A 26,378-nucleotide genomic window follows, 5' to 3' on the forward strand; every position below is an offset into this window, starting at 1 on the left:
TTCGCCGCCCAGTTCGTCGAGGACTCGCCGACCGCCGCCTTCTTCACCGCGCCGGGCAACGCCGGTTCGATCCTCGGCCGCCTGCCGAATATCCCCTACCTCTTCGCGTACGCGGTGGACTTTTCCAGCCCCGGCCTTCGCAAGGGGCTTTCCGAGATGATGGACCTCGCCGCGCAGGCCGATCCCGAGGCGGTCGGGCTGGTCGGTGTCAACCCCTTCCAGTTCATGGAGAGCATGGACGGTTCCGGCATGGTGCTCGGGCACACGCCCGCGCTGCTGACGGGCGGATTGATGGCAAACACCGTGGCCTACACCAAGACGAAGGATCCGGTCGCGATGCTCGGGTTGATGAAGCAGACCTTCGGCAACATGGACGGGAAGTCCGCCGACGGCGTGATGTACAAGACGGCCTACACGGACGGCGCGGGCGACATCGGCGGCACGAAGTACGACGCCTGGTCCATGACCATGAGCATCGACTTCAACGCTCCGAACGCCATGGAAGCCCAGCAGATGCAACAGGCCATGATGATGATGTTCGGGCCGACCGGCGGGCCGAGCGGCTTCCTCGCCGCAACCGAGGGCGGGTTGGTCCAGACGATGTCCCGCAATACGCAACTCCTTACCAAGGCGATCGAGTCGGCGAAGGGCGGGAACGGGCTTGGCGTGGACAAGAGCGTCGCGTCCGTCGCTGAGCACCTGCCCGCCGGTCGCTCGTTCGAGGCCTACGTCGGCGTGCAGAAGGTCGTGGAATCCGTCGGCTCGGTGATGGCGATGATGGGAGGCTTCCCCATGCCGCGGGTGGACGGCGAACTGCCGCCGATCGGCATCGCCGCGACGACCCACGATGCCGGCCTCCGCGCCACCGTCTACATGCCCAACAAGGTCATGGACGTCTTCAGGCAACTCGGCGAGGCGTTCGGCGGCGAGGAGGACTTCGACGCGCCTCCCGCTGGCGGCCAACGACCACGGTTCTGAACCATCGTCAACCAACCCACGCGGCCCGCGTCCATCAGCGCGGGCCGTTTTTCCTGCGCCGGGCAGTGAGCGTACCCTGCGACCGATGACGCACCAGGTCTGGCGAATGGCGAACGGCCGGTCGATCGTGCTGGATCGGCCGCGCATCATCGCCGTCCTGAATCTCACGCCGGACAGTTTCCATGAGGCGAGCCGCGTGCCTTCGCCGAGTGCGGCGGTCGATGTTGCCCGGCGCGCGTTGGATGAGGGGGCGGATGCGCTCGACCTGGGCGGAGAATCCACTCGGCCGGGCGCCGCGCGCGTGCCCGCGGACGTGCAGATCGAGCGCGTCGTCCCGGCGTTGCGGGCGATTCGTGCGGGGGGGGGGGCGCTCGCTGACGCGCCCGTGAGCGTCGATACGACGCTCGGCGCGGTCGCGCGAGCCGCGCTGGACGCGGGCGCGGACGTGATCAACGACGTAGCCGCGGGGACCGAGGACCCCACCGTGCTCCCGCTCGTGGCTGAGCGCGGGGCAGGCATCATCGTGATGCATCGCCTTGCTCCACCGGACAGGGATTCGTACTCTGATCGCTACTCGACCCCCCCGGTCTATGCCGATGTCGCGGGCGAAGTCGCGGCATTTCTCGGGGAGCGGCTGCGTGCCGCCACGGCCGCGGGCATTCATCCCGATGCCATCGTCCTCGACCCCGGCCTGGGGTTCGGCAAGACGGTGGAGCAGAACGCCGAGTTGATGCGGAAGGTCGGGCATCTGCTTGCCTTCGGGCGACCGGTTCTATGCGCGGTCAGCCGGAAGAGTTTCGTGGGTCGGCTCGCCTCACCCGGCGTCGAGACCGCGCCTGCGGATCGCCTTGCCGGATCGGTCTCGCTCGCGGTCCAGCAGTGCCTTTCGGGCGTTCGTCTGTTCCGCGTCCACGACGTTCGTGCGCACGCGGAGGCCTTGCGGGCGGTGTGGGGGGTGATGCCCCGGGGGTGACGCCCCGCCCTGGGTGCGTCTAGCATGGGAGCAGTCGGGGCTTGGCCTCGGCGGGCAGCCTGAAAGGAGTCTCGATGGCCAGTGCAAACGTTCACGAGTTCACGGATGCCAACTTCGACAAGGCCGTTCTCGGGGCATCGGAGCCGGTGCTCGTGGACTTTTGGGCGGAGTGGTGCATGCCGTGTCGGATGCTGGCTCCGACCATCGATCAGGTCGCGGAGGAGTTCGCGGGCAAGGCGAAGGTGGGGAAGGTAGACACGGACTCGAACCGGGAGATTTCGGTGAAGTACAGCATCTCCGCGATTCCCACCGTGATCCTCTTCAAAGGGGGGGAGCCTGTACGTCGGTTCGTTGGTCTGACGAGCCACGAGGAGCTCGCGGCCGCGATCAACGAGGCTGTCGGGGGTTGACCGCTCAGTCGCGGACGAGATGGCTGCCATGAGCACCGCGTTTCAACAGGGGCGCAGACGGGGCCGGGGGGAGGGCACGCTGCGTTGCGGCGTTGTGGGCGTGGGGCGCATGGGGCAGCACCATGCCCGCATCTACGCGAACGAGCAGGGGTGCGTGCTGGCGGGTGTGGTCGATGTTGACAAGGCGAGGGCCGCGACAATCGCGGAACGGCTCGGGTGCCGTGTCTATCCGACGCCGGAGGCGCTGCTGGAAGCGGGCGTCGATGCGGTGTCGATCGCGGTGCCGACGACGGCGCACGAGGATGCTGCCCGGCCGTTCCTGGAAGCGGGTGTCGCCTGCCTGATCGAGAAGCCGCTCGCCCAGGACGCGGAGACCGCACGGGCGATGAAGGAGGCGGCCGAGCATGGCGGCGCGGTGCTGATGGTGGGGCACATCGAGCGGTTCAACCCCGTGATGCGCGCGATGGCGAAGGCAACCGACAACGGTCGGGGCGTGTCGCCGCGGTTTATCGAAGTTCACCGGGTGAGTCCGATGACGTTCCGTTCGGTGGATGTGAGTGTCGTCATGGACATGATGATCCACGACCTGGACGTGGTTCTGATGCTGATGGGCGGGCACGAGCCGGACGAGATTCAGGCCGCGGGGGTTTCGCTCATCACCGAGCATGAGGACATCTGCAACGCCCGGCTGACGTGGCGGCGTCCCGAGGGCGTGTGCGTGGCGAATGTGACGGCGAGTCGCCTCGCGCTCAAGACAGAGCGTGTTACCCGCATCACGGGCGAGAACGCGTACATCAAGATCGACTACGCGGCCAAGAAGGGGACGATCATCCGCCGAATCGCGAACGAGATTCAGATGCGTGAGGTCCACGAGCAGTTGCGCCAGGGCATGGACCTGACCAGCCTCAACTGGATGGAACTGGTGAATATCGAGCCGCTGGAGATCGACGACGCCGAGCCGCTCGCCCTGGAGATTCGCTCGTTCTTGGAGGCGGTGCGGACGGGCACCCAGCCCCCGATCGACGCCAACGCCGGGTTCGTGAACGTCCGCACGGCGGAGCGGATCATCGAGGCCGTCCGGGAGACCATGGGCACGCCTGCCGCCCGATAGCCATCTGGGCGCACCGGAAATGTGGTGCGCAAGGCAGGGCGCGGTAGACTAGCGAACCGGCCGGAGACCGGTACCCTCCCGGAACCGCCGAAGGAACATCGACGCCAGGCGATCCGCGGTGGCTCGCCCGACCCCTTCAGAGAACCAGTTGCAAAACGACCATGCACCCAGCATCCGAGAACCCGTCCGTGACCGGCCGTTCCGAGCAGCCTGCCGGTGCGCCGATCGAATCGTCCGGCACGCTCAGTCCCGAGTTGAACGCGGAGATCGACGCCGCGATGCGCAACCTGGGGCTGAGCGGCGACAAGCCCTCGCGCCACTCGCGTGAGCGGCACCATGCGGCCGAGCAACCGCTGGAGGGCGCTGCCCCGGCGCCGATCCGGGGGCCTCGCGTGGTGCGAGCGGGGCGTGAGCACCGCACGGGCACGGTCGTCTCCGTCGGGCCGACGGACGTCTTCATCGAGTTCGGGCCGAAGGAACTGGGCGTCGTGGAGCGGTCGCAGTACGCCGAGCACGAACTGCCCAAGGTCGGCGAGCAGACCGAGGTCGTGGTGAACCGCTACGAGGCGGGCGAGTCCATCTATCTCTGCTCGCGCCCGGGCGCGGTGCAGAAGGCCGACTGGGAGATGCTCGAAGCCGGGCAGACCGTCGAGGCCCGCGTCACCGGCGTGAACAAGGGCGGGCTTGAACTCGAAGTCGCGGGACACCGGGCCTTCATGCCGGCGAGCCAGGTCTCGCTCGAACGCATCGAAGACCTCTCCGTGTACGTCGGTGAGAAACTGACCTGTCAGGTCTCGCGTGTAGATCGCGCCGGAAAGGGCAACATCGTTCTCTCCCGGCGGGACATGCTGAAGCATGAACGGGCGGAGCAGGCGAAGCGCCTCCGCGAGACGCTCAAGGAAGGCGACGTGGTCGAGGGCGTGGTGCGTCGCATCGCCGCCTTCGGCGCGTTCGTGGACATCGGAGGCGTGGACGGGCTGGTCCACGTCGAGAACCTCACGCACGAGCGAGTCACGCCGAGCGAAAAGGTCGTCCAGCGCCACGTCAAGGAGGGCGACCGCATCCGCGCCCAGGTGCTGAAACTGGACTGGGAGGCCAAGCGCATCTCGCTCGGCATCAAGCAACTCACGGACGACCCGTTCGCGCTCGCGGCCAACGACATCAGCGAGGGCTCGGACGTTACGGGTCGGGTGACGAAGATCATGGAGTTCGGGGCGTTCGTCGAGGTTGCGCCGGGCGTCGAGGGTCTCGTCCACATCTCTGAGATCGACTGGCGGCGCATCGCCCGCGTTGAGGACGCGGTAAAGCAGGATGAGATCGTGACGGCACGGGTGCTGAAGGTCGATCCTGAGTCGCGCCGCATCTCGCTGAGCATCAAGCAGACCAAGCCGCGCCCCCAACCGGAGCAGCGCGAGGCGGCCGCTCGTGCCGACGAAAAGCCCGCACGGAAGCCCAAGGGCATCATGCCGCGCGAGGGCTTCGGACGTCGCGGCGGGATGGAGCGCGACACCCGCTCGCCCGACGAGATCCTCAAGGAAACGCCCGCCCTGCGCCGCATGCGCGAGAAGGCGAAGATGCACCAGAAGAGCGGCGGACTCGGCGGCCTCGAACACCTCGGCGGCGGGCTGGGCGACCTCAAGCTGTGAGCGGTCACTGCCGCGCCCGGAGCGCTTCCAGCCGCCGCCGGTGAATCTCGCGGTCAGGTTCGAGCACGATCAGCGCTTCGATCTGCGTCCGGGCGGCGGCAAGGTCATTGCGCAGGAGCGCGATGCGTGCCGCCTGCTCGCGCACGGTGGCATCGAACGGAGCAATCCTCGAAGCCCGAACAGCCTTCTCCCACGCTTTGTCGAGGCGATCAGTCTTCGCGTAGCGCTCCGCAAGTTCGAGCGCGTACGCAGGCGATCGCAGTTCACGGGCGTCGAGGTATTCCAGGTGTTCGATCGCACGCTCCGGGGCGCCGGGCAGCGAGCCGTCGATCGCCAGCCTGGCGAGATGGCGGCGGGGGAGCGGGTCCTCCGGCCGCGCCGCGGCGAGGCGTTCGAGCAGCGGCGCCATGTCCGGAGTCGGCCGACCGCGCGAGGAGGCAAGGGCGAGATGCACCGCCGCCGCAAGCGCGTCGGGGTGCTCGGGATGCCGTTCGAGCCACCGTGCCGTCATCGCCGCGTCCGGGGTCGGAAGGATGGTTCTGCCGAAGTCGGGAAGCCCCGGCGGTTCTCCCGCACGTGCCTCGCCGCCTCCGGAGCGTTCCGCCCAGAGTGCATCACGTTCGAGCCGGCGCGCGACCTCGGTCATCAGCAGATCCCGCAGTGTCGGCGTGCCCTCCGGCAGCGCCAGCCCGAGCCGTTCGAGTTCCGCGCGCGCCCACGGCAGAAAGGCCTCGAAGAACTGCTCGGGAGTGATGTCGAGGACGGCCCGCATGGCCGCGCTCTGGCGATCGCCCGCTGCGTAACGGTCCATGAGCGCGAGCGGCGCCTCGTTCCCCCATCGCTCGACCATGAAGCGATACATCCACCACCCCTGCGCGTACGCCTGCGAGCGATCGGTCGGTCGCAGCGGTCGCACGAACCGGAGACTGATCGTGTCCAGGTCGAAGAGTTCATTGCGCTCGTAGGCGCGAACGAGGAGACTCCACCAGCGCGGATCGACCGGCGCGTGTTCGACCCATACCGCCGCGGCCTCGGTGAACCAGTGCGGGATGCGGTTGTTCGTGCGAGAGAGCGTGACCGTGTGGGCGTACTCGTGCTGGAGCGTGCGAGGCCAGTCGTAGGGGCCGATGGTGCTTCGCGGGCCTTCGCGCGGCGCTTCCATCGCGATCACGGGGCCGGTCGAGGCGGCCATGGTGTGGACGCGCGGCATGCCCGTGATGCGCACGCTGAACCACGAATGGTCCGGCATGAGTTCGATCTGCGTGCGCTGGCTCGGCTCGTGATTGAATCCCTCCGGGCCGGCGACGACGGAGTGGATGTGTTCCAGCACCGGAAGCATCTCGCGCGCGAGCATGGCATCCGGGCCGGGGCGGAACCGCACGATGAAGTGATCGCTCTCGAGCGTCTCGTAGGTGAGCAGTTCCTCGATCAGTCGGAGGCTGTTCTCGGCGCGGAGGTTGAAGGGGTCGAGCGAGGCCGCACGGCGGAGGGCGTCTCTGGCGCGCAGGTCGCGCCCTGCCTGCAACTCGAGGAGCCCGAGTTCGATCCAGGGTTCGGGGAGCGTTGGTCGTCGGGCGGCAGCGCGTTCGAGCGCGTCGGCGGCCTGCTGGTACTGGCGGGCCTCGCTGAGTGCACGCCCGACCTCGTAGAGCGCCTCGGCCGACCGCTCGGTGCCGTTCAGCGCATCGAAAGCGGCAAGCGCTCGCTCCAAACCGGCATCATCAAAGCGTGCAGCGGTTGCCGCGGCTTCGAGCGCGAGGAGCGTCCGGTCGCGTGGGAACCGTTCCAGCGCTGGTGCGAGCGCGAGCGACGCCCCTTCAGGGTCGCTCTGGCGCAGGCGTGCCCGCGCGGAGATCGCAGCCCCGTCGGCCGAGAGGCCCGGCCCGGCGAGCGAGTGCAGCCTTTGTGCAATGGACTCCGCTCTATCGAAATCGAAAGAATCGACCGCCATCCGGCCCGCAAGCGACCACGCCGCGGCGCACGATGGATTCAGCCTGAGCGTTTCTTCGACGGCCTTGCCCGCCTCGGGCAGGTTGTCGCGCGAGTAGAGCAGTTCCGCCTCGGCCAGGTGCGCAGTCCACGACAGCCGATCCATCTCGTCGCGTGCCACGGCGAGCATCGACATCAGCGACCGGTATCCGCCCGCGGCATCTGCGGCCCGGGCACTCCCATGAAGGCGAAGCCGGATTGCTAGCCCCCGTACGCCCTCCACCAGTTCGTCCGCATCCGCGACGCGTCGCCCGGCGAGTCGGGCAACGAGCGGCTCAAGCGCGGCATCGGCTTCTTCCAGCCGCCCGAGCGCTTCCAGGGCTTCGGCTCTCAGGCGGATCGCGCGGATGGAGTCGAGGCCGTCGAGGGAGGTCAGGGCATCGTGGAGGTCGCCTCGACGAAGCAACGCCTCGGCACGGTCGAGCGGGTGGCAGTCGGGATCGTTGAACGCAGTGTCGTCCCATGCCCCTCGGACCAGCGCTGCCCGTGCGCGCAAGGCGGGCGAAGCAAGATCCTCGTCGGTCCAGACCCCGTGGCGCAGGCGGAGCAAGCGCCGCTCGTCATCGCTCAGATACTCCGCGCCGAGGAGCCTCGTCACCGCGGCGGCGAGCGGCGGGCCCTGCATCGGCTCGGGTGATGGCGATTGTGCAGGCGAGTCCGCGACTTGCGCCACTCCCGGCAGGGCAAGGAAGTTCACCAGGGCGGCACAGACCGCAAAGAGCAGGGTAAGGCAGCGCGACCCTGATGTCCCGTGCGACGGGTGCAGGGGCTTCACCCCGCAAGAATGAGCGGGCGTCATTTCGCCTGCCATGGCTCGACCTTGATCGCCCAGCCGTCGCGCTTCGCGGGCAGGTCCGTGGACATCGCCCGCTCGTCCACGCGCACGGCGTCATTCGTCCGAACTTCGCGCAGCTGCACGAGCGATTCATCGCCCGAGGGGCTGACCGTCCGTACCACGCGCGGCAGCAGGTCCGTCCTGTCGTACCACACGCGCACCTCTTCGAAGTCGGCGTTGTCCGCCAGTTCGGCGTGAGGCGTCAGGCGCAACTGCCAGCAGTCGGCCGCGTACGCTCGAAGGGCCTCGCTCTCCAGCCCGTCCCCGGCGGGCAGCAGCTCGGCAGAGAACTCGCGCAGCACGTCCTCGCGCCGTTGGCCGACGGGCACTGGGAACGGCCCCTCACCGAGCCGGAGCGGATCCCACCGCTCGCCCGGGGGGACGACCTCGCGCTTCACGATCTGCTTCTCGGAGGGGAGGCGTTCGAGGAGCCAGCGACCATCGAAGACATAGGTCTGCGGCTTTTGCTCGACACGGCGGCCGACCGTGAGCCGATCAAACTCGATGAGGAACCGTCGGCGGGGCGTCGCGCCATCGTCGGCCGGATCGGTCACGAACACCAGCGAGCCGTCGCGTGTCTCCGTATCGCCCGCGATGGCAAAGGTCTTGACGTAGCGCACGGTGGCGGAGAACCGCGTGACGGATTCGCCCGTTCGTTCCAGCTCGCGCAGCAGGTCGTCGGCGGTGCGGATTTCGCCATCCGTCCGCTCAGGCTGCGCCGGCTCAACGGTCGCGAGCGCGGGGTCCGCGCACAGCGCCAATCCCAGCCCCATCGGCAGCACGACCGCACGCATGGCCAGCACGAGCAGGGTCATCAGCGTCATCATCGGTCTGCCCTTCCCCTCGTCCCCATAGTTCAACCCCTGGCGGCGTGTCACGGTTGCGTTACGATCCCCCTGTGGCGTGTCCCGCGCTCCCCGCGGCCCCGGCGGCGAGAAACTCCTTCAGGATCGCTGCGGCCGCCAGAGCATCCCGCCGCTCTTTCTTCTGCTTGTGCGTCATCCCGCTCTGGGCCATCGACCAGTCCGCCGAGGCGGTGGAGAGCCGCTCGTCATGGAGGCGAACGGTTCGGCCGGTTCGCGACGCAATCCGGTCGGCGAAGGCACGCACAAGTGCGGCACGCGGCCCGTCCGTGCCGTCCATGTTCAGCGGCAGGCCGACGACGATCTCGTCGTGTGCGTCCAGGTGTTCTTCCGCCGCGTGAGCGATTTGGTCGAGGAGCGCATCCCCGCCCGACGTGTCGATCGCCGTTTCGAGCACGCCGATGGGCGAGGCAATCCGCGTGGCGTCGTCGCCGACGGCCAGGCCGGTGCGCCGATCGCCGAGATCGATGCAGAGGTAGCGCACGCCGTCATTCTTCGCACGTCGAGGCCGGCACGCTGCCCGTGTCACTCGCGGATGGTGACGCGGCTGACCCCCTCGGCGAGCATCTCGTAGACGAGTTCGACATCGTCGGCGAGCAGGCGGACGCAGCCCATCGACATCTGCCGCCCGATGCTGTGCGGCTCGATGGTGCCGTGCAGGCCGTAGCCCGTCTTCACGGAGTCGTCGCCGAGGCCCTCGATCCCTATCCAGCGCTCGCCGATCGGGTTCATCGGGTCGTCGGCGTCGAACTTCTGGCCGGTGCGCGGGTTTACCCAGTGCGGGTTGATGAGTTTGCTGCCGCGCTTGACGACGAAGCGGCCCACGGGCGTGCTGTCGCCCTCGCCCAGGCCGACCGGGAACGAGCGGATGTAGACCCACGCCGACTCGTCGGCGGGCGGGCCGGCGTAGAGGTCCAGGCGGTACGCGCTCTTCGAGACGACCGCGTGGAACGGCCCGCGCACGAGCTTGAGCGACTGGCCCACCTGGATGCGGTTCGGGTTGCTCAGCCGGTTGACGCGCTGGAGCAGTCGCCAGTCCACGGCCAGATCGTTGCGCCGCGCGATGCGTTCGAGGCTGTCGCCGCTCTGTACGACGTACGACCCGCTCAGCGCGTCGTCCGCGTGGACCTTCGGCGAGAAGACGAGGTCGTCGTTGATCCGCGCGAGCCGGTCGCGGACCGCCGCCCGGTCGGCCGCGCTCAGCGTCGGATCCCGCAGTGCCCGGTTCAGCAGCTCGCGCGCGACGACGGGCTTGTTCTCGGTCAGGCTCCGCTCCGCCGCGCCGAGCAGGTTCCGCGCGGTGTCGGTGACGGACGGCGTGCTCCCCCCTCCCGGCAGCGGCTCGGCCTCGCGCAGCGCGTCGCCCAGACCGGTCGGCGGAGCGGCGGTGTGCGCCTCAGACGGCCGCACGACCGGGGGCGATGCTTCTCGCGCCGGCGCCTGCACGTCCTCGTTCGTGTCCGTCCGCGTCGCGTTCGGACGGCCCTGCCGGATTTCGAGCGGTGCAGGGTTGTTCGTCGCCTGCCGCTCCGGCTCCGGCCGCGCCGGCTGCGCCGCCGGGCGAGCGGTCTCGCGCGTGGGCGTCTGCTCGGGCACGAAGGGGTCGCTGAGCATCGTCTCGGCCGCGCTCGCCCCCGACGGCTCACCGCGGCCGATGCCCATCGCCCAAGCCGATACCACGCCGCCGACGACCACCACGATGACCAGCGCGGCGAGCGGTCGCCGCCCGACCTTCCGCCGGTGGTTGCGGACGTAGGTGCGGCCCATCTTGCCCGGGCGGGGAGATTGCGAGGGGAGCGACATGCAGGACTCCTCCTTCTTGGCGGACTTCGGTACCGGCGTGGTCCGTCACGCCCCGGCCGCCGGACTGGCGATCCGACGTTCGGTCGCGACCGCGTCCAGCGGCACGTCCTGTGCATCGGTCGGGACGCGGGCGACGACCTGCAAATCGAATCCCGCGCCGACCGTGCGTGCCGCCAGACCCGGACGCGAGAGGAACCGATCATAGAAGCCCGCTCCACGCCCGAGGCGGTTGCCCTCGCCATCGAACGCAAGCCCCGGGACGACGACGGCGTTCAGTTCGCCCAAAGGGATCGCGGGTGCATCGGGCGGCGGCTCGCGCAGGCCGTGCCGCGTCTGCGCCAGGCCGTCCCAGGGCCATCCGGCCGCGACAGGTTCGAGGCTGCCCTCGTCCCATCCGACGCGTGGCAGGCAGACCGTTCGCCCGGCACGGTGCAGAGCGGCGGCCACCGCGGACAGATCGACCTCGCCGGGAAGGGCGGCGAAGAGCATCACCGGCCCGTGCTCGCCGAGCAGCCCGGATGCCAGCAGCCTTGCGCAGAGGGCATCGGACCAGGCGGCGGTATCGCTCGCCGCAAGGCCGGCCAGCCGATCCCGCATCTCCCGACGCAGGGCAGCCTTGGCGGCGGCGGTGTCGGGGCCGCTCACGGCGCGCTCCCGGGGTCCGATCCTCGAATCCGCTCACGCAGGCGGCGAAGTTCCGCGAGCCGCTCGCCGAGGCGCCGCTCGTCGCCTCGGTCGGTGGGGCGGTAGTAGCGTTTCTCGACGCCGAGATAGTCCTGCCCCGTGAACGCGCCGGGCGCGCCGTGGCTGTACTGGTACTTTTCGCCTTCGCGGTCGCGCAGCCTGACGCCCTCGCCGATCGGGGACGAGTTCGGGTCGCGCAGGTAGAGCGGCACGGGCACGGTTCGCCCCTCGCGCACGTCGGCGATCGCCTCGTCGATCGCCGCACACGAAGCGTTGCTCTTCGGGGCGAGGGCGAGGTAGATCGCGCACTGGCTCAGGGTCAGGCGGCACTCGGGCATGCCGACGCGCTCGACGAGGTGCCAGCACGCCGCGGCAAGCGGCATGGCGTGGGGATCGGCGTTGCCGACGTCCTCGCTGGCGAGGATGCCGAGACGCCGGGCGATAAAGCGGGGGTCTTCGCCGGCGTCGAGCATCCGGGCGACCCAGTAGACGGCCGCGTCCGGGTCGCTGCCGCGGATGCTCTTGATCATCGCGCTGATCGCGTCGTAGTGCTCGTCGCCGGTGCCGTCGTAGACCGCGGCCTTCTGCTGGATGGAGTCCTCGGCGACGGCGCGGTCGATGAGGACCGAGGGCGGGCGGTCGCTTGCACCTCGTGCTCTGTTCTGTTGCGACAGGACGGCGACTTCGAGGGCGTTCAAGGCCCGCCGCGCGTCGCCGTCGGACTTGACGGCCCAGACGCGGATCGCGTCATCCGTGACGCGCAGGTCGAGCCGGCCGTAGCCCCGCTCCGGGTCGGCGATGGCCCGGCGTACGACGTCCGCGACCTCCTCCTCGCTCAGCGGTTCGAGGCGGAAGAGCGTGCTGCGGCTCACGAGCGCCGAGTTGCAGGCGAAGAGCGGGTTTTCGGTGGTCGCGCCGATGAGCGTGACCAGCCCTCGCTCCACGTCGTTGAGCAGCACGTCCTGCTGACTGCGCGTGAAGCGGTGGATCTCGTCGAGGAAGAGGATTGTTCGCCGTCCTTCGAGTTCGACCGCCCGGGTCGCCTCGTCGATCACCTCGCGGATCCGCTTCACCCCGACGCCGGCCGCGTTCTCCGCCACGAACCGCCTGCGCGTCTGGGCCGCGATCACGCGGGCGAGCGTGGTCTTGCCCGTCCCCGGCGGCCCGTGCAGGATGATGCTCGTGATCGCGTCCGCCTCGATCATCCGGCGCAGCAGACGACCGGGTCCGAGGATGTGCTGCTGGCCGACGAACTCGTCCAGCGTGCGCGGGCGCATCCGCACCGCGAGCGGCTCGACGCGCTGCCTGGCCGCTTCGCGCTTGGGTGCCCACAGGTCGGTCATCACCCCGATTGTACACCCCGGATGTTGGGGATCCGAACGGGTTTCGCGGCCCGATGAAGCCTCGAATCGTTGTAGATTGCATCTTTGCGGACGCTAACATATGCCGTGCCGACCTCACTCTGGCTCATCGCCGTGGCTGTCTGGCTGCTCTGGGCTGCCGCGGCGCGGCGTCTGAACACGGGGCCGCGGGGGGATGTCGAAAGCGGGCTGGTCTGGCGATTCCTTCGCCTGTACGGGCGGCTGATGCACCGCGTCCGGTATGAGGGGCTGGAGAACCTGCCCGACTCGACCGCGCCCGGCCCACTGCTCGTCGTGTCCAACCACACCGCAGGCGTCGATCCGGTCTTGGTGCAGGCTGCCTGCCCGTTCTTCATCCGATGGATGATGGCCAAGGACATGAAGCTCGACGCCCTGGGGTGGCTCTGGGCGTGGACGGAGATCATCACGGTTGATCGGGACGGGCGCGAAGTCGTCGCCGCGCGCGAGGCGCTGCGACATCTTCAGAACGGCGGAGTCATCGGCATCTTTCCCGAGGGTACGCTCGAACGGCCTCCCCGGAGCGTGATGCCTTTCCTGCCCGGTGTGGGGTTGATTGTCAAGCGGGCGGGCGTCCGCGTTCTGCCGGTCATCATCGAGGGAACGCCGCAGGTGGACCCGGCGTGGGGGAGCCTCTGGCGACGAAGCCGATCGGTCGTCGCGTTCAAGCCAGTGATTGACTACACCGGCAGCGGCCTCAAGCCGCACGAGATCGCGGACGACCTGCGTCGTCGCTATGTCGAGTGGACAGGGTGGCCCGCCCGCGACCCGCCGAAGGAACTCTTCCCTGGCGGCAAGGGCAAGTGAGCGTCAATGCCCCCCGGTCGAGCCGAACCCGCCCGCGCCGCGAGCGGTTCCTTCGAGCGAATCGGCTTCGACGACCGTGGCACGAGCGACAGGGGCGATCACCAGCTGCGCGATGCGGGCGCCGTGCTTCACGACATAAGGCTCCGGTCCCAGGTTGATGAGCACGACGAACATCTCGCCCCGGTAGTCCGAATCGACCGTGCCGGGAGCGTTCGGGATTGTCACGCCGTGCTTCGTCGCCAGGCCGGAGCGAGGGCGTACCTGTCCCTCGAACCCCGCAGGAATGGCCACAGCGATGCCGCACGGGATGCGGAGAATCCCGCGCGGCGTGAGCGTGACCGCTTCGTGCTCGAACTCTCCGCGTGGAAGGCAGGCCGCGAGGTCCAAGCCGGCTGCAGCGTCCGATTGGTACGCCGGCAGAACGGCCCGAGAGTCAAGGCGGAGTACTCGGAGGGTGAGGTCGTGTTGCACGACGAAACGATACCGCAGGTCAGCTGTCGCGTGCGCTCGCGCTGTTCAGAACTCGCCAGAGCTTTCGATGAGGACAAGGTCCTCGTCGGTCAACTCCTTCTTGAGCTGGACGAGGCTGCGGTTCAGCGTGTCGATCATCCGCTGGGTGCTGGCGATCGCGTTCTCGATGGAACTCTTGCCGGTCACGGCCTTCATGGCATCGGTCTGGCCGATCTCGCGGAGGTGTCGCTCAGAGCGAGCGCGGGCCTCCTGCAAGCCGCGCAGAAGCGCCTCGGCCTTGTCTCGGGCCGCGGCGGTTTCGATCAGCACCTGGTGACGGTCCGTCATGGTCGCTGGCATGGTTCGGCTCCATCCATCCTTCATCCTTCGGATCACCGACCCGCCCGTCTCACGCTTCGCCCCTCCTAGGGCGTGGGTGCATTGTCGCATCTTCCTGGCGATGGTCAACCGTCCCCTTCTAAATACCGAACATCAGACCGCCTGTCGGAATCGTGTCGTCGGAGCGCTCAGCGTTGGAATGTACCGACGGAGTGCGTCGAGAACGGCACGCCTGTCGGCACTCGACCGGATCCGGGTGAGCCGATCGACGGCTTCGCGAATGTCGATGGGCGCGTCCGCCATGCCGCGCCAGGCCCGGATGCCGGGGTGATCGGTGGGGGCGAGTTCCTCGTTGGAGTATGCGAGTTCCTCGTGGAGTTTCTCTCCGGGGCGGATGCCCGTGCAGAGGATGCCAACCGTTGGGAGTGTGTCGGGAATCGTCGGCGCGTCGGATTGATCCGGCCGGAGGAGGCGAGGTTCGACGCCATGGGCGCGGAGGAACCGCTCGGCGAGGTCGAGGATGCGGACGGGCTTGCCCATGTCGAGGACGAAGACTCCGGGGCGGTCGCACGCGGGGTCGCTCATGGCGGCGGCCTGTGCCACCAGCGACGCGGCCTCCGCGATGGTCATGAAGTAGCGAGTCATTCGCTGGTCGGTGACGGTGAGCGGCCCGCCCTCGGCGAGTTGGGCGGTCCAGATCGTGAGCACGCTGCACGCAGAGCCGAGCACGTTGCCGAAGCGGACCATCGAGAAGCATGTCGGCTCTTCGCTCGCTCGCGCGTCCCGCCGCAGCCGCGCGTGCAGGTCGGTAACGTACAACTCCGCAAGCCGCTTCGTTGCGCCCATGACGCTCGTCGGGTTTACCGCCTTGTCTGTGGAGACCATGACAAACCGCTGCACACCGGCCTCGACCGCGGCGTCCGCGATCGCCCGCGTGCCGAGCAGGTTGTTCGTGATCGCGTGCGCCGGGTGGTCCTCCATCAGGGGCACGTGCTTGTGCGCCGCGGCGTGGAACACGATGTCCGGCGCGAGGTCGGTGACCAGCCGCTGCGTGCTCTCGGCCTCGACGACGTCGTGGAGCACGGCCCGCCTTGGCACGCCCGGGAACCGCTCGCCCAGGCGGCGGTCGATCTCGAAAAGGGCGTTCTCCGAACGCTCCATGAGCACGAGCATCGAGGGCGAGTACGAAGCCACCACGCGGGCGAGTTCCGACCCGATCGACCCGCCTGCGCCCGTGATGAGCACGCGCCGATCCTCGAAGAGCGAGGCGACTCGTTCATGGTCGATCGCGTGGGGCTCGCGCCCGATCAAGGCCGCATAGTCCAGCACCGGCGCGGCGGATGGTCCCCTGTGCGGGGGGACGGGCGGCCGGGTCAGCAGTTCCGTCAGGGGGGGGACGACGCGCTCCGCTATCCCCGCCCGAGCCAACTCCGCCCGCACTCGGCAGGCATGGGACCACATCGCCGCCGGTAGGCAGACCACGGCGACGCGAGCACCCAGCCCATCCCGGGCCTGAACCAGGGCATCCAGCCCCGTGACCGGGGACAGCCCGGGCACGCCGTCGTCTTCGGTGCCATCCTCACTCAGCAGGAGGCACCCGACCGGCAGAACAACACCCGGCGCGGCCTCTAACTGACGGCGCAGGACGGGGACCGTTTCGGGGGTACCGATGAGAATGGCTCGCTCCGCGCCCGGCTTGGGGGTGACCTCAACAACCGGGCGTCCGGCAATGGCGGCTCTGGGCATGGCATCCTCCGGCCCGAGGCGGGCCAGAGGGTTATCGGCTCGACCGGGTCGCATCGTTCGCGCTTCAGCCGCCGGATTGTGCTTCAATGGGGGTGATGATCACCCGCATCGCCGGCACGCTGGTCTCGGTGGACGCTCGTGGCGCGGTGATCCAGCCCGAGGGGACCGGACTCGCCTACGAGGTGATGCTTCCGGCGTATCTCGCGGATCGGCTCGCCGCGGAGGTTGGTCGGCGCGTGGTTCTCCACACGCTCGCGTACCTCGAGGCACAGGGGCAGGGGACGAGTTTCGTGCCGAGGCTGATCGGGTTTGAATCGCGCGACGACCGCCGGTTCTTCGAGGTCTTCACCACGGTGAAGGGGATGGGGAACAAACGTGCGCTGCGCGCCCTCGCCGTGCCGCCGGGCGAGGTTGCGGCGATGGTGGTCTCGAAGGACGCGAAGGGATTGCAGCAACTGCCCGAGATCGGCAAGCGCGTGGCCGATACGGTGATCGTCGAACTGAGCGGGAAACTCGACGCCTTCGTGAACGCCGACGTGCTGGAGCGAAGGGCTGGTTCGCTCGCAGAGCCTTCGATCGGCGTCTCGCCGGCCGCGGCCGAGGCGGTGCAGGCGCTCATCGCGCTCGGCGAGACGCGCGACAGCGCGGAGCGTCTGGTGGAGCGTGCGGTGCGCAGGTCAAACGGCACGCTGACCACGTCGGACCAGATTCTCGCCGCGGCCTTCGGCGGGCAACCCTGACCCCGGCTCGCTGCCGTTCGACTATGCTCGGCCCGGAGGTGCGGATGCGGTACGCGATGATCATGGCGGGCGGGGCGGGCACCCGGCTCTGGCCGATGAGCCGGCGCGAGATGCCGAAGCAGTTGATCCCGTTCATCACGCGTGCGGGGCGCGCCCCGTGCTCGCTGCTCGAACTGGCGGCGGAGCGGCTCGACGGCGTGGTCCCGGCCGATCGCCGCTACATCTGCACCGCCGAGCGCTACCGAGCCATCGTCCGTGAACGGCTTCCCGCCTTTGACGACGAGCACATTCTCGGCGAGCCGGAGGGACGCGACACCGTGAACGCGGTCGGCCTGACGGCGGCCGTGCTCGAACGGCTCGACCCTGACGCCGTCTTCGCGGTCCTCACGGCGGACCACGTCATTGAGCCCCAGGACGACTTCCGCGCGGCGATGGACACCGGCTTCCGGCTCGTCGAGCAGGACGATTCGCGGCTCGTCACGTTCGCGATCACGCCGACGCGCCCGGAGACGGGGTACGGCTATGTGCGCCGCGGGCGAGCGATCGAGGGCTTCGGCGGCCGGGCGTTCGCGGTGCGCGAGTTCAAGGAGAAGCCAGACGCCGAGACCGCTCGCCGCTACGTCGAGAGCATGGAGTACGGGTGGAACTCGGGCATGTTCGTGTTTCACGCGGCGCACTTCATGCGGCTGCTTGACCGTCACCGCCCCGAGAGCGCGGCGGGTCTGCGCGAGATTCAGGCGGCATGGCAGACGCCGCACCGTGCGCGCACGCTGGCGGAAGTTTACCCGACGCTGCCGAAGGTGAGCGTGGACTACGCGATCATGGAGCCGGCCTCGCGCGATCCGGCGGCGACGGTGTGCACCGTGGACATGCCGGTGCGGTGGCTGGATGTCGGCAGTTGGCCGAGTTTCGCGGAGACGCTCGCCCCTGACGCCGACGGCAACCGCGCCGCAGGCACGGGGCAGGCAGTCTTCCACGAGTGCCGCGGCTCGCTCGCCGTGACCGGCGGAAGGCCGGGCCACACGATCGCGATGCTGGGTTGCGAAGGGTTGATCGTCGTCCAGACCGACGAGGCGACCCTCGTCATGCCCGCTGCCCGCGCGCAGGAACTGAAGGACCTGCACGGGCAAGTGGGGGAGGGGCTTCGGTAGCGATTGCACGAAAGGGATGTCGGAACGGTGCCTGCACGGCCCCATCCCGAACCGTGCGAAGCAGGCTTTCAGACGCTCCTGTCCAGCAGCCTGTAACTCACGGCTTCGATAACGTGCGGCGTGGTGAGCGTCTCCTCGCCCGCCAGGTCGGCGATGGTGCGGGCGATGCGACGGACCTTGTCGTAGGCCCGCGCGCTGAGTTTGAGTTCCGTCATCGCTCGGCCGAGGGCATTGCGGGCGTCGTCCGTCATCGGGGCGAGGGTGTCGAGCTGCCGGCCGCTGAGGCGAGCGTTGGGCGTGGTAGGGCCTTGGCGAGCCGCCTGGCGTTCGCGCGCGGCGAGCGCCTGCTCGCGCATCTGGGCGGAACTGGTGCCGCGGGGTCGGCCATCGGCGGCGGAGAGCTCCTTCCACGGCACGGCGGGCGCTTCGCAGTGGATATCGATGCGGTCGAGCAGCGGGCCGCTGAGGCGCGAGAGGTAGCGGTCCATCGCGCGCTTGCCGACCTCGCCCGCGGGCACGTCGCCGCGGGGTGTGGGGTTCATCGCGGCAACAAGCATGAACGAGGCGGGGAAGCGCAGCGTACCGTGCGCGCGGGCGATGGTGACGACGTGGTCTTCGAGCGGTTGGCGGAGCGTCTCCAGCACGTAGCGGGGGAACTCGGCGAGTTCGTCGAGGAAGAGGACGCCGCGGTGGGCGAGGGAAATCTCGCCGGGGCGCGGCACGATCCCGCCGCCGACGACGGCCGGCGCGGACGCGGTGTGGTGCGGTGAGCGGACGGGTCGCGATGTCACAAGGCCCTCGCCGGGCGGGAGCGCGCCGGCAGCGGAGTAGATGCGGGTGATCTCAACGGCCTCCTCCGGCGTCAGCGGAGGCAGCACGCCGGGCAGAGCCTTGGCCATCATGGTCTTGCCCGTGCCGGCGGGGCCGAGCATGAGGATGTTGTGCCCGCCCGCGGCGGCGATGACGATGGCACGCTTGACGGCTTCCTGACCGCGGACGTCGGCGAAATCGATGGGGGCGTCGGCGGTCTTCAGGATGCCCGCGACGTCGGGCGCGGGGTGGGGTTCGAGGTCGAGCGCGCCGGTCAGCAGGCCGACGACCTCGGCGAGCGTGCGCACGCCGTAGACGGCCACGCCTTCGACGATAGCGGCCTCGGCGGCGTTGTCGGCGGGGCAGATGAGTGCGTGCGCGCCGGTGGCGCGGGCCATCGAGGCGGCCGCGAGCGCGCCGCGGACCGGGCGCACGCGCCCGTCGAGGGCGAGTTCGCCGATGACGACCGCGGAGCGGAAGTCCAGGGGCGCGCCGGCGTCGGGCCGGAGGACGCCGGTAGCAGCGAGCATGCCGACGGCGATGGGAAGGTCGTAGACGGGACCTTCCTTCTTGACGTCGGCTGGCGCGAGGTTGATGAGCAGCCGTCCGGCGGGGTGGAGATAGCCCGAGTTGTTAAGGGCGGAGCGGACGCGCTCCATGGACTCCTTCACCCCCGCGTCGGGAAGGCCGACGATCGTGGCGCGGTCGCTGATGCCGGGGCCGCCGAAGGAGCGGTCGTCGAGGTCAACCTCGACCTCGCAAGGGAGGGCGTCGATGCCTTGGAGCAGGGATGATCGGACACGGGCGAGCATGGCCGACAGAGCATACCGAACAGGAGGCAAGTGTGAAGGGGTTGCTCCGGCCGGCGGCACATCCGATCGGTGTCCCGTGGGCAGAATCCGGGTTCAGGTTCTCCGGCTGCGAACATGGAAGCGGATCACAGCGTCGTCGCACACTCAATCGCCCATGTCCGGGGCATGGGAGAGTCAGCGGCGTTCTTCGCGTGTGATGAGGGCTGCGAGAAGTTCCTGGTCCAGCACGCGTTTCGCCGGTTCACCCGTTGCCAGAGCGAATCCTCCGACGTAGTCCCACAACGACCAGCCGATGCGATGTTCGCGGAGGGCGTCGGTCACGGCGCGGTGCCAGGCGAGTCGGCTCTCGCGAGGGGAGGCTTTGGTGTAGACACCGAACTCGCCGCAGTAGACTGGGCGGCCGTGGCGTCGCGACCACTCGACGGCGCGCCGGATGCTCGCACGCAGCGCTTCGGCGGACCACGGGTCTTCTGTTCCGACGCGGGCGGACCAGCGGAGGGCGTTGCGGGACTCTTGAGGGAAGGTCTCTGCGAGACGCTCAAGTTCAGCGCGATCCGCTGGCCAGGGCACGCCGCGCATGTCCTTCCACGGCGGGAAGCCCCACTCGGCAGCCTGATGCGTGAAGTTGTGCGGGCTGTAGAAGTGGAACGAGTAAACGACGTTCGGGTCGTCGAGCGGTTCGAGGCGCAGCATGCCATCGATGCCGCCCCAGTCCGCGCCGGTGGCGATGATGGTGTGCCGCGGCGCGACCGCGCGGACGGTTGCCGCGATTCGGCGCTGGGCGTCGTGCCAGTGCTCGGGGTCGCGCAGGTCGTGCGGCTCGTTCACGAGCTCGAGGAACACGAGGTCGGGTTCGGTGTCTGCGAGCCGATCCGCGAGCGATGCCCACATCCGGTCCAGCTCGCCGAAGCGTTCGTCGAAGTCCGCGCCGCGTGGCCTGATCCACGGCGTGCGGCTCCAGTGAGCATCGACGATGACGGCCAACCCGGCCGCGAGACACAGCCGCAGTGCGTCATGATACTCGGTGAACTCCGCGGCTTTGAACGTCCGTTTGCTCTCGTCCCACAACCACGAAGGCTCAAAGGGGAGTCGCACGTGTGTGAAACCTGCTGACCGGAGTTGGTCCAGGTCAGCGGCGGTGACGAACAGGCGGCGGGCACGCTCTCCCTGCGCTTGCGGGAACCACATCCAGTGCGAGAGGTTGACCCCGCGAGCGAGAAGGGCGATGCCATCCTCGGCGCGGACAGCGGGACGAGCAGCGAGCGCGCGTGCCCGCTGGGCGGTCGCGGGCCTGGAGACGCCGGCGGCAAGGAGCGCGGCCGCCGTCGCCAGAAACTCTCTGCGATGCAAGCTCGATATCTCGTGTCTTCCGTTCATGGCTGCTCCGCGGCCCGCCGGGGGGGCCATGGAAGCGCAGTCGAGACATTGCCGGTGTTGGAGGGATCGTGGCGGAGCATGAACCAGCCAAGGTCGCGGCCGTCGTCGGCAACGGCGGGGCCGGCGAAGCCCGTAAGACAGATGACCATGCCGCGTTTGGCGCGGGCGTTTCCCGCGACGAAGAGGAGGTCAAGGCGACCGTCACCCGTCAGGTCGGCGATCGAGACGCCGCTGCTCGAGTGCGCGGGCGTGAAGTCGGTGATCGATGCGGCGTCGAACTCAAAGATCGGCGAGCCGTCGTGCCCCCGCATGACGCGGAGGAGGCCGCGGCTGTTGACGAGGGCGATGTCGAGGCTTCCGTCGCCGTCGATGTCGGTGACGCTGACGCCGCGCGTGACGGAGTTCATGACCCCTGTTGCAGGATCAACCGGGACCGACCAGAGGATGGACCCGTCGGCCCGCAGAGCGGTGACGTTGACGCTCGCGACGATCACCTCCGGCGATCCGTCCGCGTCCAGGTCGGCGATGACGGTCGGCGACATGAAGTAGTGGTCGCCCGGTCGCGCGGTCCAGACGGGCGTCCCGTCGCTGGACCTCATGGCGTGGACTGTGCCGGAGTAGTCGGCGATGACGAGCTCGGGAATCCCGTCTCCATCGAAGTCGCCGACCGAAGGGCCGTGGTACATGCTGTCACGAGCCTGGTGCGTCCACAGGTGTTCGCCCGTCGCCCCGCAGACCGCGTAAAGGCGGTTTCTGCCCTTGAAATCCGCGACGATGAAATCGGGCACGCCGTCGGCGTTGACGTCCCGGACGACTGGGCAGGACTGAACAAAGCTCGGCGCGGCCTTGATGGAGCGGCGGGTTGACCCGTCCGCACCAAGCACGCGCGCGTTGCCGTGAAACGTGCCGATGACGATCGAGAGTGAGCCGTCGAGGTCACCTATCCACGGCGGGGTGTCGGTGCATTCGATCGGATCGGTCGTGTTCCGCCAGATCACGTCACCCGACGTGCCGCTGAGGGCGAGGACTTCGCCGCGGTTTGAGACCGGCACGATGAGTTCGAGCGAGCCGTCCCCGTCGAGGTCCGCGAATCGAGACGACGCGTCGAGGCAGGCATCTCCGGCGCCCGGCGTCGTGCCTGCGTCGTGCTGCCACAGGAGAGAGCCGTCCTTCCCTCTCAGCACAACGACTCGGGAGTCGCCGAAGTAGGTGGCGATCGCGGCGTCAAGATGCCCGTCGCCATCCGCGTCCGCGACGGACGGACCGCCGAAGGCATCGGAGTTGAGCGGGTATGTCCAGGCGACACGGGGCCGGGGAGGCTCCACCCTCCGGCCGGTGTCCTCGTGCTGTGCGACGGCGACTGGGGCCGCGATGAGGTACGCGACAGGGAGGATGCAGCGCACAGCAACGCTCCTTCTATCGGGGCTGAGGGCCGACCGGCGGTCCGGCGGGACGATCGGGCGTTCCGAGGAGTCGCGGCGGCTCGGGCCGCTGCACGCGGAAGAAGTCAAAGGCGACATCCGTGCGCCGTCCAGAACCCGGCGTTGACGCGCCGAAGCCGACGCGGACCTCGGAAAAATCGGCCAGGTACGAGCCGCCCACGGCGTACCAACGCTGGCCGTCGAGGCTCGCGTAGCAGGAGATGGACCGGCCCCGGCGGACCATCTTCATCCAGCAGACGTCGCCGAGCGTGTTAGGGGTGATGAAGTCGCGGAACTCGCCGTCGACCTGGTGCGCGACCTGCCAGCGACGGGTGTCGATCCAGCCGTTGCTGAAGCGGACGTAGTTGTTGTGGTCCTGGTAGATGATCAGAAAGGCCTGATCGAAGTTGCGCTGGGGGCGGAACTCGGGGCGGAGGACGATCTCGAAATCCTCGTTCGGCGCCCATTGGAGGAACATGTTGCGGACGTCGCCGCGCGTCTTCCAGAGGTCGCCGTCCTGCGTGGAGATGACGAGCTTGCCGCTGGCGAGACGCCAGCGCGAGGGGTCTTCGTTCACGATCTGCCAGCGGGTTCGGTCGAGTTGATTGGCATTGAACTCGTCTGAAACCGCGGCTGGGAAAGGCCGTACGCCGGATGGAAGGGGCTGGGAGGTCGTCGTCGGTCCGTCTGCCTCGATGCGGAGCGCGCCGTCGGGGCCGGTGGTGAGGCGGAGGCGGTCGATGGCGAGTTGCCGCTCTCCGCCGCCGGCGAGTTGCATGTGCGTGTGGTAGACGATGAAGAGTTCGCGATCATCGGGCGATGCGATGATGCTCGGGTGGCCGGGTCCCGAGACGCGCGGCGTGCGCGTCATCAGGGGGTTGAAGGGGTCCTTCGTCCACGGCCCGAGTGGAGAGTTGGCCGTCGCCACGCCGACCGAGTAGGTCGGGTAGGCGTAGCCCGGGCCGGAGTAGAACATGACGTAGCGGTTGCCCCAGCGGAAGACGTAGGGCGCCTCGTTCCACTTGCCTTCCCACTCCTTGTCGGGGGTGACGCAGAGCGTCGGTTGCCCGGCGACGGAGAGGAGGTCTCGCGAAAGGGGCACGACCCACGTCTCGCTGACAGGGAACTGCGAGATGTCGCGCGAGTAGTAGAGGTAGGCCGAGCCGTCGCGGTCGATGAAGCAGTGCGCGTCGATCATGGCGAAGCCGGGATCCCAGAGGGGGGCGCGGTGCTCGCGGAAGGGTCCGAGCGGCGTGTCTGCGATCGCAAGGCAGATACGGTGTCCCACGGCGGGGTTGTTGCGCGCGTTGAAGAACATGTAGAAGCGGCCGGCGTGCTCGACGACGCACGGCGCCCAGATCTCGTCCTGTGCCCAGGTGCTCGCGGTCTTTTCGAACGACCACCCGCGCCACTGCCAGTTGACGAGGTCAGGGGATGACCAGACGCCGAAACCCCGCGATCCGTCCGTTGTGGCATAGACGTAATACGTCCCCTGGTGGCGGATGACGTGGGGGTCCGCGAGTTGGGGGTCGAGAGGGTTGCTGAAGGTCGTGACGCTCTGGCCGTGCGAGATGCCGGGGAGCGTGAGAGCGAGGTACACGGCGCAAAGAACGAAGGTGTGGAGCAGGCACAGTCTCATCATGTCGGGAGTGTACCGAGAGGGTGGGAGTTGGTGCCGGACGCGCAGAATCTGCCGGGAACGGGCGGTCGGGTTGCGGGAATTCGGCTGGTGAGACCCTCGCAAACTGGCGGGCTTGTGGGCCGCGAGCCGAAGGGACTGGCAGTCCCGCCATGCCGGCGGGCAGCGGAGATCATCGCGATGAACACGAATCGAACCGGTGGCATGACGGCCGTCGCCGTGCTCAACTTCATCCTCGGTGGGTGGGGCGTGCTCGGCAGCCTGTTCCTGGTGCTCGGGGGGGGGCTGCTGGCGGCCTTCGGCGGTGCGGTGTCGGCGTCCGGAGAGTCCGGCGGCGGGGCTGTCGCGGGCGCGGGCATCGGCATCACGCTCGTCGGGCTGCTGAGCCTCTGCGCCGGGCTGTTGCTCGTGGTCGGGGGCATCGGCATCCTCAAGATGAAGCCGTGGGCGCGGCAGGCCTGCCTGGCCTACGCCGGCATCGCCGTGATCGTGAACCTCGCCGGCATCACGTTGCTGAGCACGGGCTTCGGCGTGACGCAGATTCTCGGATTCGCGTACCCGGCCATCCTTGCGTACCTGTTCCTCGCCAACCCGCAGTGGAAGCAGGCGTTCACGCCCGCGACCGGCGCGTCGCAGTCGCAGAACGACCAGAACAACTACCGCGCAGCGGCCTGAACGCACCGCCATCCCGAACTTGATGCAGCCCCTCCGGTCGAACCCTCGGCCGGAGGGGTTTTCGTTTGCGCCTCCGAGTCAGCTCGCCCGGGGATATGCTTGCCGTTTGCTGCCGACCTACCGGAGACAACGCATGACTACGCCGGACTCTCGGGCGATCGCCCGCTTGAATGAGCTGCGGCACGCACATATCGGGAGCATCTACGGCGACGAGTCCGAGACGATCGGCGGCGGGCGGGTGTCGTTCTCCGCAGGCTCGCCCTGGTTCTGCCGCGCGGCCGGGCTGGGGTATGAAGGTCCGGTCACGGGCGAAGACCTCGACCGGATCGTCGAGTACTTCCGCTCGCGCGGCGTCGAGCCGAAGGTGGAGATTCCCGTCTTCGCGCCGAAGGAACTCCTCGACGGGCTTGCGGATCGCGGCTTCGGCGTTCGCCAGTTCGAGAACGTCTACGCCCGAGCGATCTTGCCGGGTGAGGACGTGCGGCTTGCGCTGCCGTACGGATGGCCGGAGGGACTTGTCGTCAACACGCTGGACCCGAGCGACGATTCGGCCGTACGAGAATACGTCCTGACGGTCCTGCGCGGCTTCATGCCCGCTGAGGCTGTGAAGGACGAGATGATCGAGTCGACGCTTCGCACGATGACGCGCGAGAGCATCGTCGGGTTCGTGGGTCGGATCGGCGGGCACATCGCGGGCCTCGGCGCGTTGGAATGGTTCGAGATCGAGGGCAGGCGACTGTGCGCGCTCGCGGGGGCGGTCACGGTGGAGGCGTTCCGCGGTCGGGGTGTGCAACTCTCGCTCATCGCGCACAGGCTGAACGCCGCGCGTGATCTCGGCTGCTCGCTCGCCCTGATCGAGAGTTTTCCGGGCATCCCGACGGAGCGCAACGCGGCGAGAGTCGGGTTCTCCCTCGCGTACGCCAGGGCGGTGCTTACCGCCGACGCCAAGCCGAGTTAGGGCGTGCGTCCGCGCTCGCCTACCCCCGCACCGTCCGCTGCTCGATCCGCTTCTCGCTCGTCGTCTTTACGATTCGGTCCACATAGGAGCCGGGCGTGTGGACACGGTCCGGCTCGATGGCGCCGAGTGGGACGAGTTCCTCGACTTCGGCGACGACAAAGGCCGCGGCGGTGGCCATCATGGGGTTGAAGTTGCGGGCGGTGAGCCTGTAGACGAGGTTGCCGAATGGATCGGCGGTGTGCGCCTTGACGAGGGCGAGATCGGCGAAGAGGCCGGTTTCGAGGACAAACTCGCGTTCACCGGCCGAGGGATCGTCGGCGTTGACTCGGGCCTTGTGGCGCGGAGGGCGCATGCGGCGTGTCTCCTTGCCTTCTGCGATGAGGGTGCCCGCGCCGGTGGCGGTGTAGAAGGCGGGGATGCCGGCCCCCCCCGCGCGGATGCGTTCGGCGAGCGTGCCCTGCGGGTTGAACTCGACCTCGAGTTCGCCCGAGAGGTACTGCTTCTCGAAGGTGTCGTTCTCGCCGACGTAACTGGAGACCATTCTGGCGATCTGGCGTGTCTGGAGGAGGAGGCCGAGTCCCCAGTCGTCGACTCCGGCATTGTTGGAGATGCAGGTGATCCCCTTCACACCGGTGTCGCGCAGGGCGATGATGAGTTGCTCGGGAATGCCGCAGAGTCCGAAGCCGCCGACCATGACGGTGCAGCCGTCGTAGAGGATGCCTCGGTCCTTGAGGTCGGCGAGGGCTTGGCGTGCCGTGCTGACGATCTTTTCCGCCATCGCG

22 protein-coding genes are annotated in these 26,378 nt (G+C 68.7%); 8 read left to right on the forward strand and 14 right to left on the reverse strand.

Annotated features, from left to right (window positions below; genetic code table 11):
• Positions 1–847 precede the first annotated feature (847 nt).
• The 4 genes from folP (at position 848) to FBT69_07060 (ending at position 5,118) form a co-directional block, all read left to right on the forward strand.
• Positions 848–1,951: a dihydropteroate synthase gene (folP, locus tag FBT69_07045; GenBank protein ID MDL1904553.1), complete on the forward strand. Its 1,104-nt coding sequence runs from the start codon at positions 848–850 to the stop codon at positions 1,949–1,951.
• 74 nt (positions 1,952–2,025) lie between these two features.
• Entirely contained in the window at positions 2,026–2,361 is a 336-nt protein-coding gene (trxA, locus tag FBT69_07050; GenBank protein ID MDL1904554.1) for a thioredoxin, read from the forward strand.
• A 19-nt stretch (positions 2,362–2,380) separates the two neighbouring features.
• Positions 2,381–3,472 carry a Gfo/Idh/MocA family oxidoreductase gene (locus tag FBT69_07055; GenBank protein ID MDL1904555.1) on the forward strand — a complete coding sequence of 364 codons (1,092 nt, stop codon included), beginning with the start codon at positions 2,381–2,383 and terminating at the stop codon, positions 3,470–3,472.
• 161 nt (positions 3,473–3,633) lie between these two features.
• A complete protein-coding gene (locus FBT69_07060) occupies positions 3,634–5,118 on the forward strand; it encodes a S1 RNA-binding domain-containing protein (protein MDL1904556.1) in 1,485 nt (494 codons plus the stop codon).
• A gap of 4 nt (positions 5,119–5,122) precedes the next feature.
• Here FBT69_07060 and FBT69_07065 read toward each other — a convergent pair whose 3' ends face one another.
• The 6 genes from FBT69_07065 to FBT69_07090 form a co-directional block, all read right to left on the reverse strand.
• The gene (locus tag FBT69_07065) at positions 5,123–7,732 is read right to left on the reverse strand and encodes a hypothetical protein (protein ID MDL1904557.1); all 2,610 of its coding nucleotides are present in this window, start codon (positions 7,730–7,732) and stop codon (positions 5,123–5,125) included.
• Positions 7,733–7,902: 170 nt separating this feature from the next.
• Positions 7,903–8,820, reverse strand: coding sequence for an outer membrane lipoprotein carrier protein LolA (locus FBT69_07070; GenBank protein MDL1904558.1), 918 nt, complete (start codon positions 8,818–8,820; stop codon positions 7,903–7,905).
• A 7-nt stretch (positions 8,821–8,827) separates the two neighbouring features.
• Complete coding sequence (gene ruvX / locus FBT69_07075; protein MDL1904559.1) at positions 8,828–9,685, reverse strand: Holliday junction resolvase RuvX; 858 nt, start codon at positions 9,683–9,685, stop codon at positions 8,828–8,830.
• Entirely contained in the window at positions 9,331–10,608 is a 1,278-nt protein-coding gene (locus tag FBT69_07080; protein MDL1904560.1) for a LysM peptidoglycan-binding domain-containing protein, read from the reverse strand. Before FBT69_07080 ends, ruvX begins: the two co-directional genes overlap by 355 nt.
• A 45-nt stretch (positions 10,609–10,653) precedes the next feature.
• A complete protein-coding gene (locus FBT69_07085; protein ID MDL1904561.1) occupies positions 10,654–11,253 on the reverse strand; it encodes a 5-formyltetrahydrofolate cyclo-ligase in 600 nt (199 codons plus the stop codon).
• Positions 11,250–12,635 (reverse strand): replication-associated recombination protein A, encoded by a 1,386-nt coding sequence (locus FBT69_07090; GenBank protein ID MDL1904562.1) that lies wholly within the window; start codon positions 12,633–12,635, stop codon positions 11,250–11,252. Before FBT69_07090 ends, FBT69_07085 begins: the two co-directional genes overlap by 4 nt.
• Positions 12,636–12,740: 105 nt before the next feature.
• Between FBT69_07090 and FBT69_07095 the strand changes: the two genes are divergently transcribed.
• Entirely contained in the window at positions 12,741–13,478 is a 738-nt protein-coding gene (locus FBT69_07095; protein ID MDL1904563.1) for a 1-acyl-sn-glycerol-3-phosphate acyltransferase, read from the forward strand.
• 3 nt (positions 13,479–13,481) lie between these two features.
• On the opposite strand, the gene FBT69_07100 is transcribed toward FBT69_07095, so the two are convergent.
• The 3 genes from FBT69_07100 to FBT69_07110 all read right to left on the reverse strand — a co-directional run bounded on the left by FBT69_07100 (position 13,482) and on the right by FBT69_07110 (position 16,067).
• Entirely contained in the window at positions 13,482–13,949 is a 468-nt protein-coding gene (locus tag FBT69_07100; GenBank protein ID MDL1904564.1) for a dUTP diphosphatase, read from the reverse strand.
• A 45-nt stretch (positions 13,950–13,994) separates the two neighbouring features.
• On the reverse strand, positions 13,995–14,288 hold the full coding sequence (locus tag FBT69_07105) for a hypothetical protein (protein MDL1904565.1): 294 nt from the start codon (positions 14,286–14,288) through the stop codon (positions 13,995–13,997).
• A 132-nt stretch (positions 14,289–14,420) separates the two neighbouring features.
• Complete coding sequence (locus tag FBT69_07110) at positions 14,421–16,067, reverse strand: polysaccharide biosynthesis protein (protein MDL1904566.1); 1,647 nt, start codon at positions 16,065–16,067, stop codon at positions 14,421–14,423.
• 32 nt (positions 16,068–16,099) lie between these two features.
• Between FBT69_07110 and FBT69_07115 the strand changes: the two genes are divergently transcribed.
• Both FBT69_07115 and FBT69_07120 read left to right on the forward strand, forming a co-directional pair.
• Positions 16,100–16,753: a hypothetical protein gene (locus tag FBT69_07115; GenBank protein ID MDL1904567.1), complete on the forward strand. Its 654-nt coding sequence runs from the start codon at positions 16,100–16,102 to the stop codon at positions 16,751–16,753.
• Positions 16,754–16,797: 44 nt separating this feature from the next.
• The gene (locus FBT69_07120; GenBank protein MDL1904568.1) at positions 16,798–17,904 is read left to right on the forward strand and encodes a mannose-1-phosphate guanylyltransferase; all 1,107 of its coding nucleotides are present in this window, start codon (positions 16,798–16,800) and stop codon (positions 17,902–17,904) included.
• Between the two features lie 68 nt (positions 17,905–17,972).
• Here the strand turns inward: FBT69_07120 and FBT69_07125 are convergent, their stop codons facing one another.
• The 4 genes from FBT69_07125 to FBT69_07140 form a co-directional block, all read right to left on the reverse strand.
• Positions 17,973–19,526 (reverse strand): ATP-binding protein, encoded by a 1,554-nt coding sequence (locus FBT69_07125; protein ID MDL1904569.1) that lies wholly within the window; start codon positions 19,524–19,526, stop codon positions 17,973–17,975.
• A 174-nt stretch (positions 19,527–19,700) separates the two neighbouring features.
• Positions 19,701–20,933 carry a glycoside hydrolase family 5 protein gene (locus FBT69_07130; GenBank protein ID MDL1904570.1) on the reverse strand — a complete coding sequence of 411 codons (1,233 nt, stop codon included), beginning with the start codon at positions 20,931–20,933 and terminating at the stop codon, positions 19,701–19,703.
• The gene (locus FBT69_07135) at positions 20,900–22,423 is read right to left on the reverse strand and encodes a hypothetical protein (protein ID MDL1904571.1); all 1,524 of its coding nucleotides are present in this window, start codon (positions 22,421–22,423) and stop codon (positions 20,900–20,902) included. The genes FBT69_07130 and FBT69_07135 overlap by 34 nt, the downstream gene beginning before the upstream one ends.
• A complete protein-coding gene (locus FBT69_07140) occupies positions 22,320–24,650 on the reverse strand; it encodes a DUF1349 domain-containing protein (GenBank protein ID MDL1904572.1) in 2,331 nt (776 codons plus the stop codon). The genes FBT69_07135 and FBT69_07140 overlap by 104 nt, the downstream gene beginning before the upstream one ends.
• Before the next feature lie 121 nt (positions 24,651–24,771).
• Between FBT69_07140 and FBT69_07145 the strand changes: the two genes are divergently transcribed.
• On the forward strand, positions 24,772–25,596 hold the full coding sequence (locus FBT69_07145; GenBank protein MDL1904573.1) for a hypothetical protein: 825 nt from the start codon (positions 24,772–24,774) through the stop codon (positions 25,594–25,596).
• Between the two features lie 19 nt (positions 25,597–25,615).
• Here the strand turns inward: FBT69_07145 and FBT69_07150 are convergent, their stop codons facing one another.
• Positions 25,616–26,374 (reverse strand): CoA transferase subunit A, encoded by a 759-nt coding sequence (locus FBT69_07150; protein ID MDL1904574.1) that lies wholly within the window; start codon positions 26,372–26,374, stop codon positions 25,616–25,618.
• Positions 26,375–26,378: the final 4 nt, after the last annotated feature.

This window comes from Synechococcales cyanobacterium CNB (assembly GCA_030263455.1).
Lineage (GTDB): Bacteria > Planctomycetota > Phycisphaerae > Phycisphaerales > UBA1924 > CAADGN01.

Coding starts and splice junctions, on each gene's coding strand:
- folP (MDL1904553.1), top strand. CDS start 848: ATGCCGGCCTCCGCGCCACCGTCTACATGCCCAACAAGGTCATGGACG.
- trxA (MDL1904554.1), top strand. CDS start 2,026: ATGGCCAGTGCAAACGTTCACGAGTTCACGGATGCCAACTTCGACAAG.
- FBT69_07055 (MDL1904555.1), top strand. CDS start 2,381: ATGGCTGCCATGAGCACCGCGTTTCAACAGGGGCGCAGACGGGGCCGG.
- FBT69_07060 (MDL1904556.1), top strand. CDS start 3,634: ATGCACCCAGCATCCGAGAACCCGTCCGTGACCGGCCGTTCCGAGCAG.
- FBT69_07065 (MDL1904557.1), bottom strand. CDS start 7,732: ATGCAGGGCCCGCCGCTCGCCGCCGCGGTGACGAGGCTCCTCGGCGCG.
- FBT69_07080 (MDL1904560.1), bottom strand. CDS start 10,608: ATGTCGCTCCCCTCGCAATCTCCCCGCCCGGGCAAGATGGGCCGCACC.
- FBT69_07090 (MDL1904562.1), bottom strand. CDS start 12,635: ATGACCGACCTGTGGGCACCCAAGCGCGAAGCGGCCAGGCAGCGCGTC.
- FBT69_07105 (MDL1904565.1), bottom strand. CDS start 14,288: ATGCCAGCGACCATGACGGACCGTCACCAGGTGCTGATCGAAACCGCC.
- FBT69_07110 (MDL1904566.1), bottom strand. CDS start 16,067: ATGCGACCCGGTCGAGCCGATAACCCTCTGGCCCGCCTCGGGCCGGAG.
- FBT69_07115 (MDL1904567.1), top strand. CDS start 16,100: ATGGGGGTGATGATCACCCGCATCGCCGGCACGCTGGTCTCGGTGGAC.
- FBT69_07120 (MDL1904568.1), top strand. CDS start 16,798: ATGCGGTACGCGATGATCATGGCGGGCGGGGCGGGCACCCGGCTCTGG.
- FBT69_07125 (MDL1904569.1), bottom strand. CDS start 19,526: ATGCTCGCCCGTGTCCGATCATCCCTGCTCCAAGGCATCGACGCCCTC.
- FBT69_07130 (MDL1904570.1), bottom strand. CDS start 20,933: ATGGCCCCCCCGGCGGGCCGCGGAGCAGCCATGAACGGAAGACACGAG.
- FBT69_07135 (MDL1904571.1), bottom strand. CDS start 22,423: ATGTCGCCTTTGACTTCTTCCGCGTGCAGCGGCCCGAGCCGCCGCGAC.
- FBT69_07140 (MDL1904572.1), bottom strand. CDS start 24,650: ATGGCGGTGCGTTCAGGCCGCTGCGCGGTAGTTGTTCTGGTCGTTCTG.
- FBT69_07145 (MDL1904573.1), top strand. CDS start 24,772: ATGACTACGCCGGACTCTCGGGCGATCGCCCGCTTGAATGAGCTGCGG.
- FBT69_07150 (MDL1904574.1), bottom strand. CDS start 26,374: ATGGCGGAAAAGATCGTCAGCACGGCACGCCAAGCCCTCGCCGACCTC.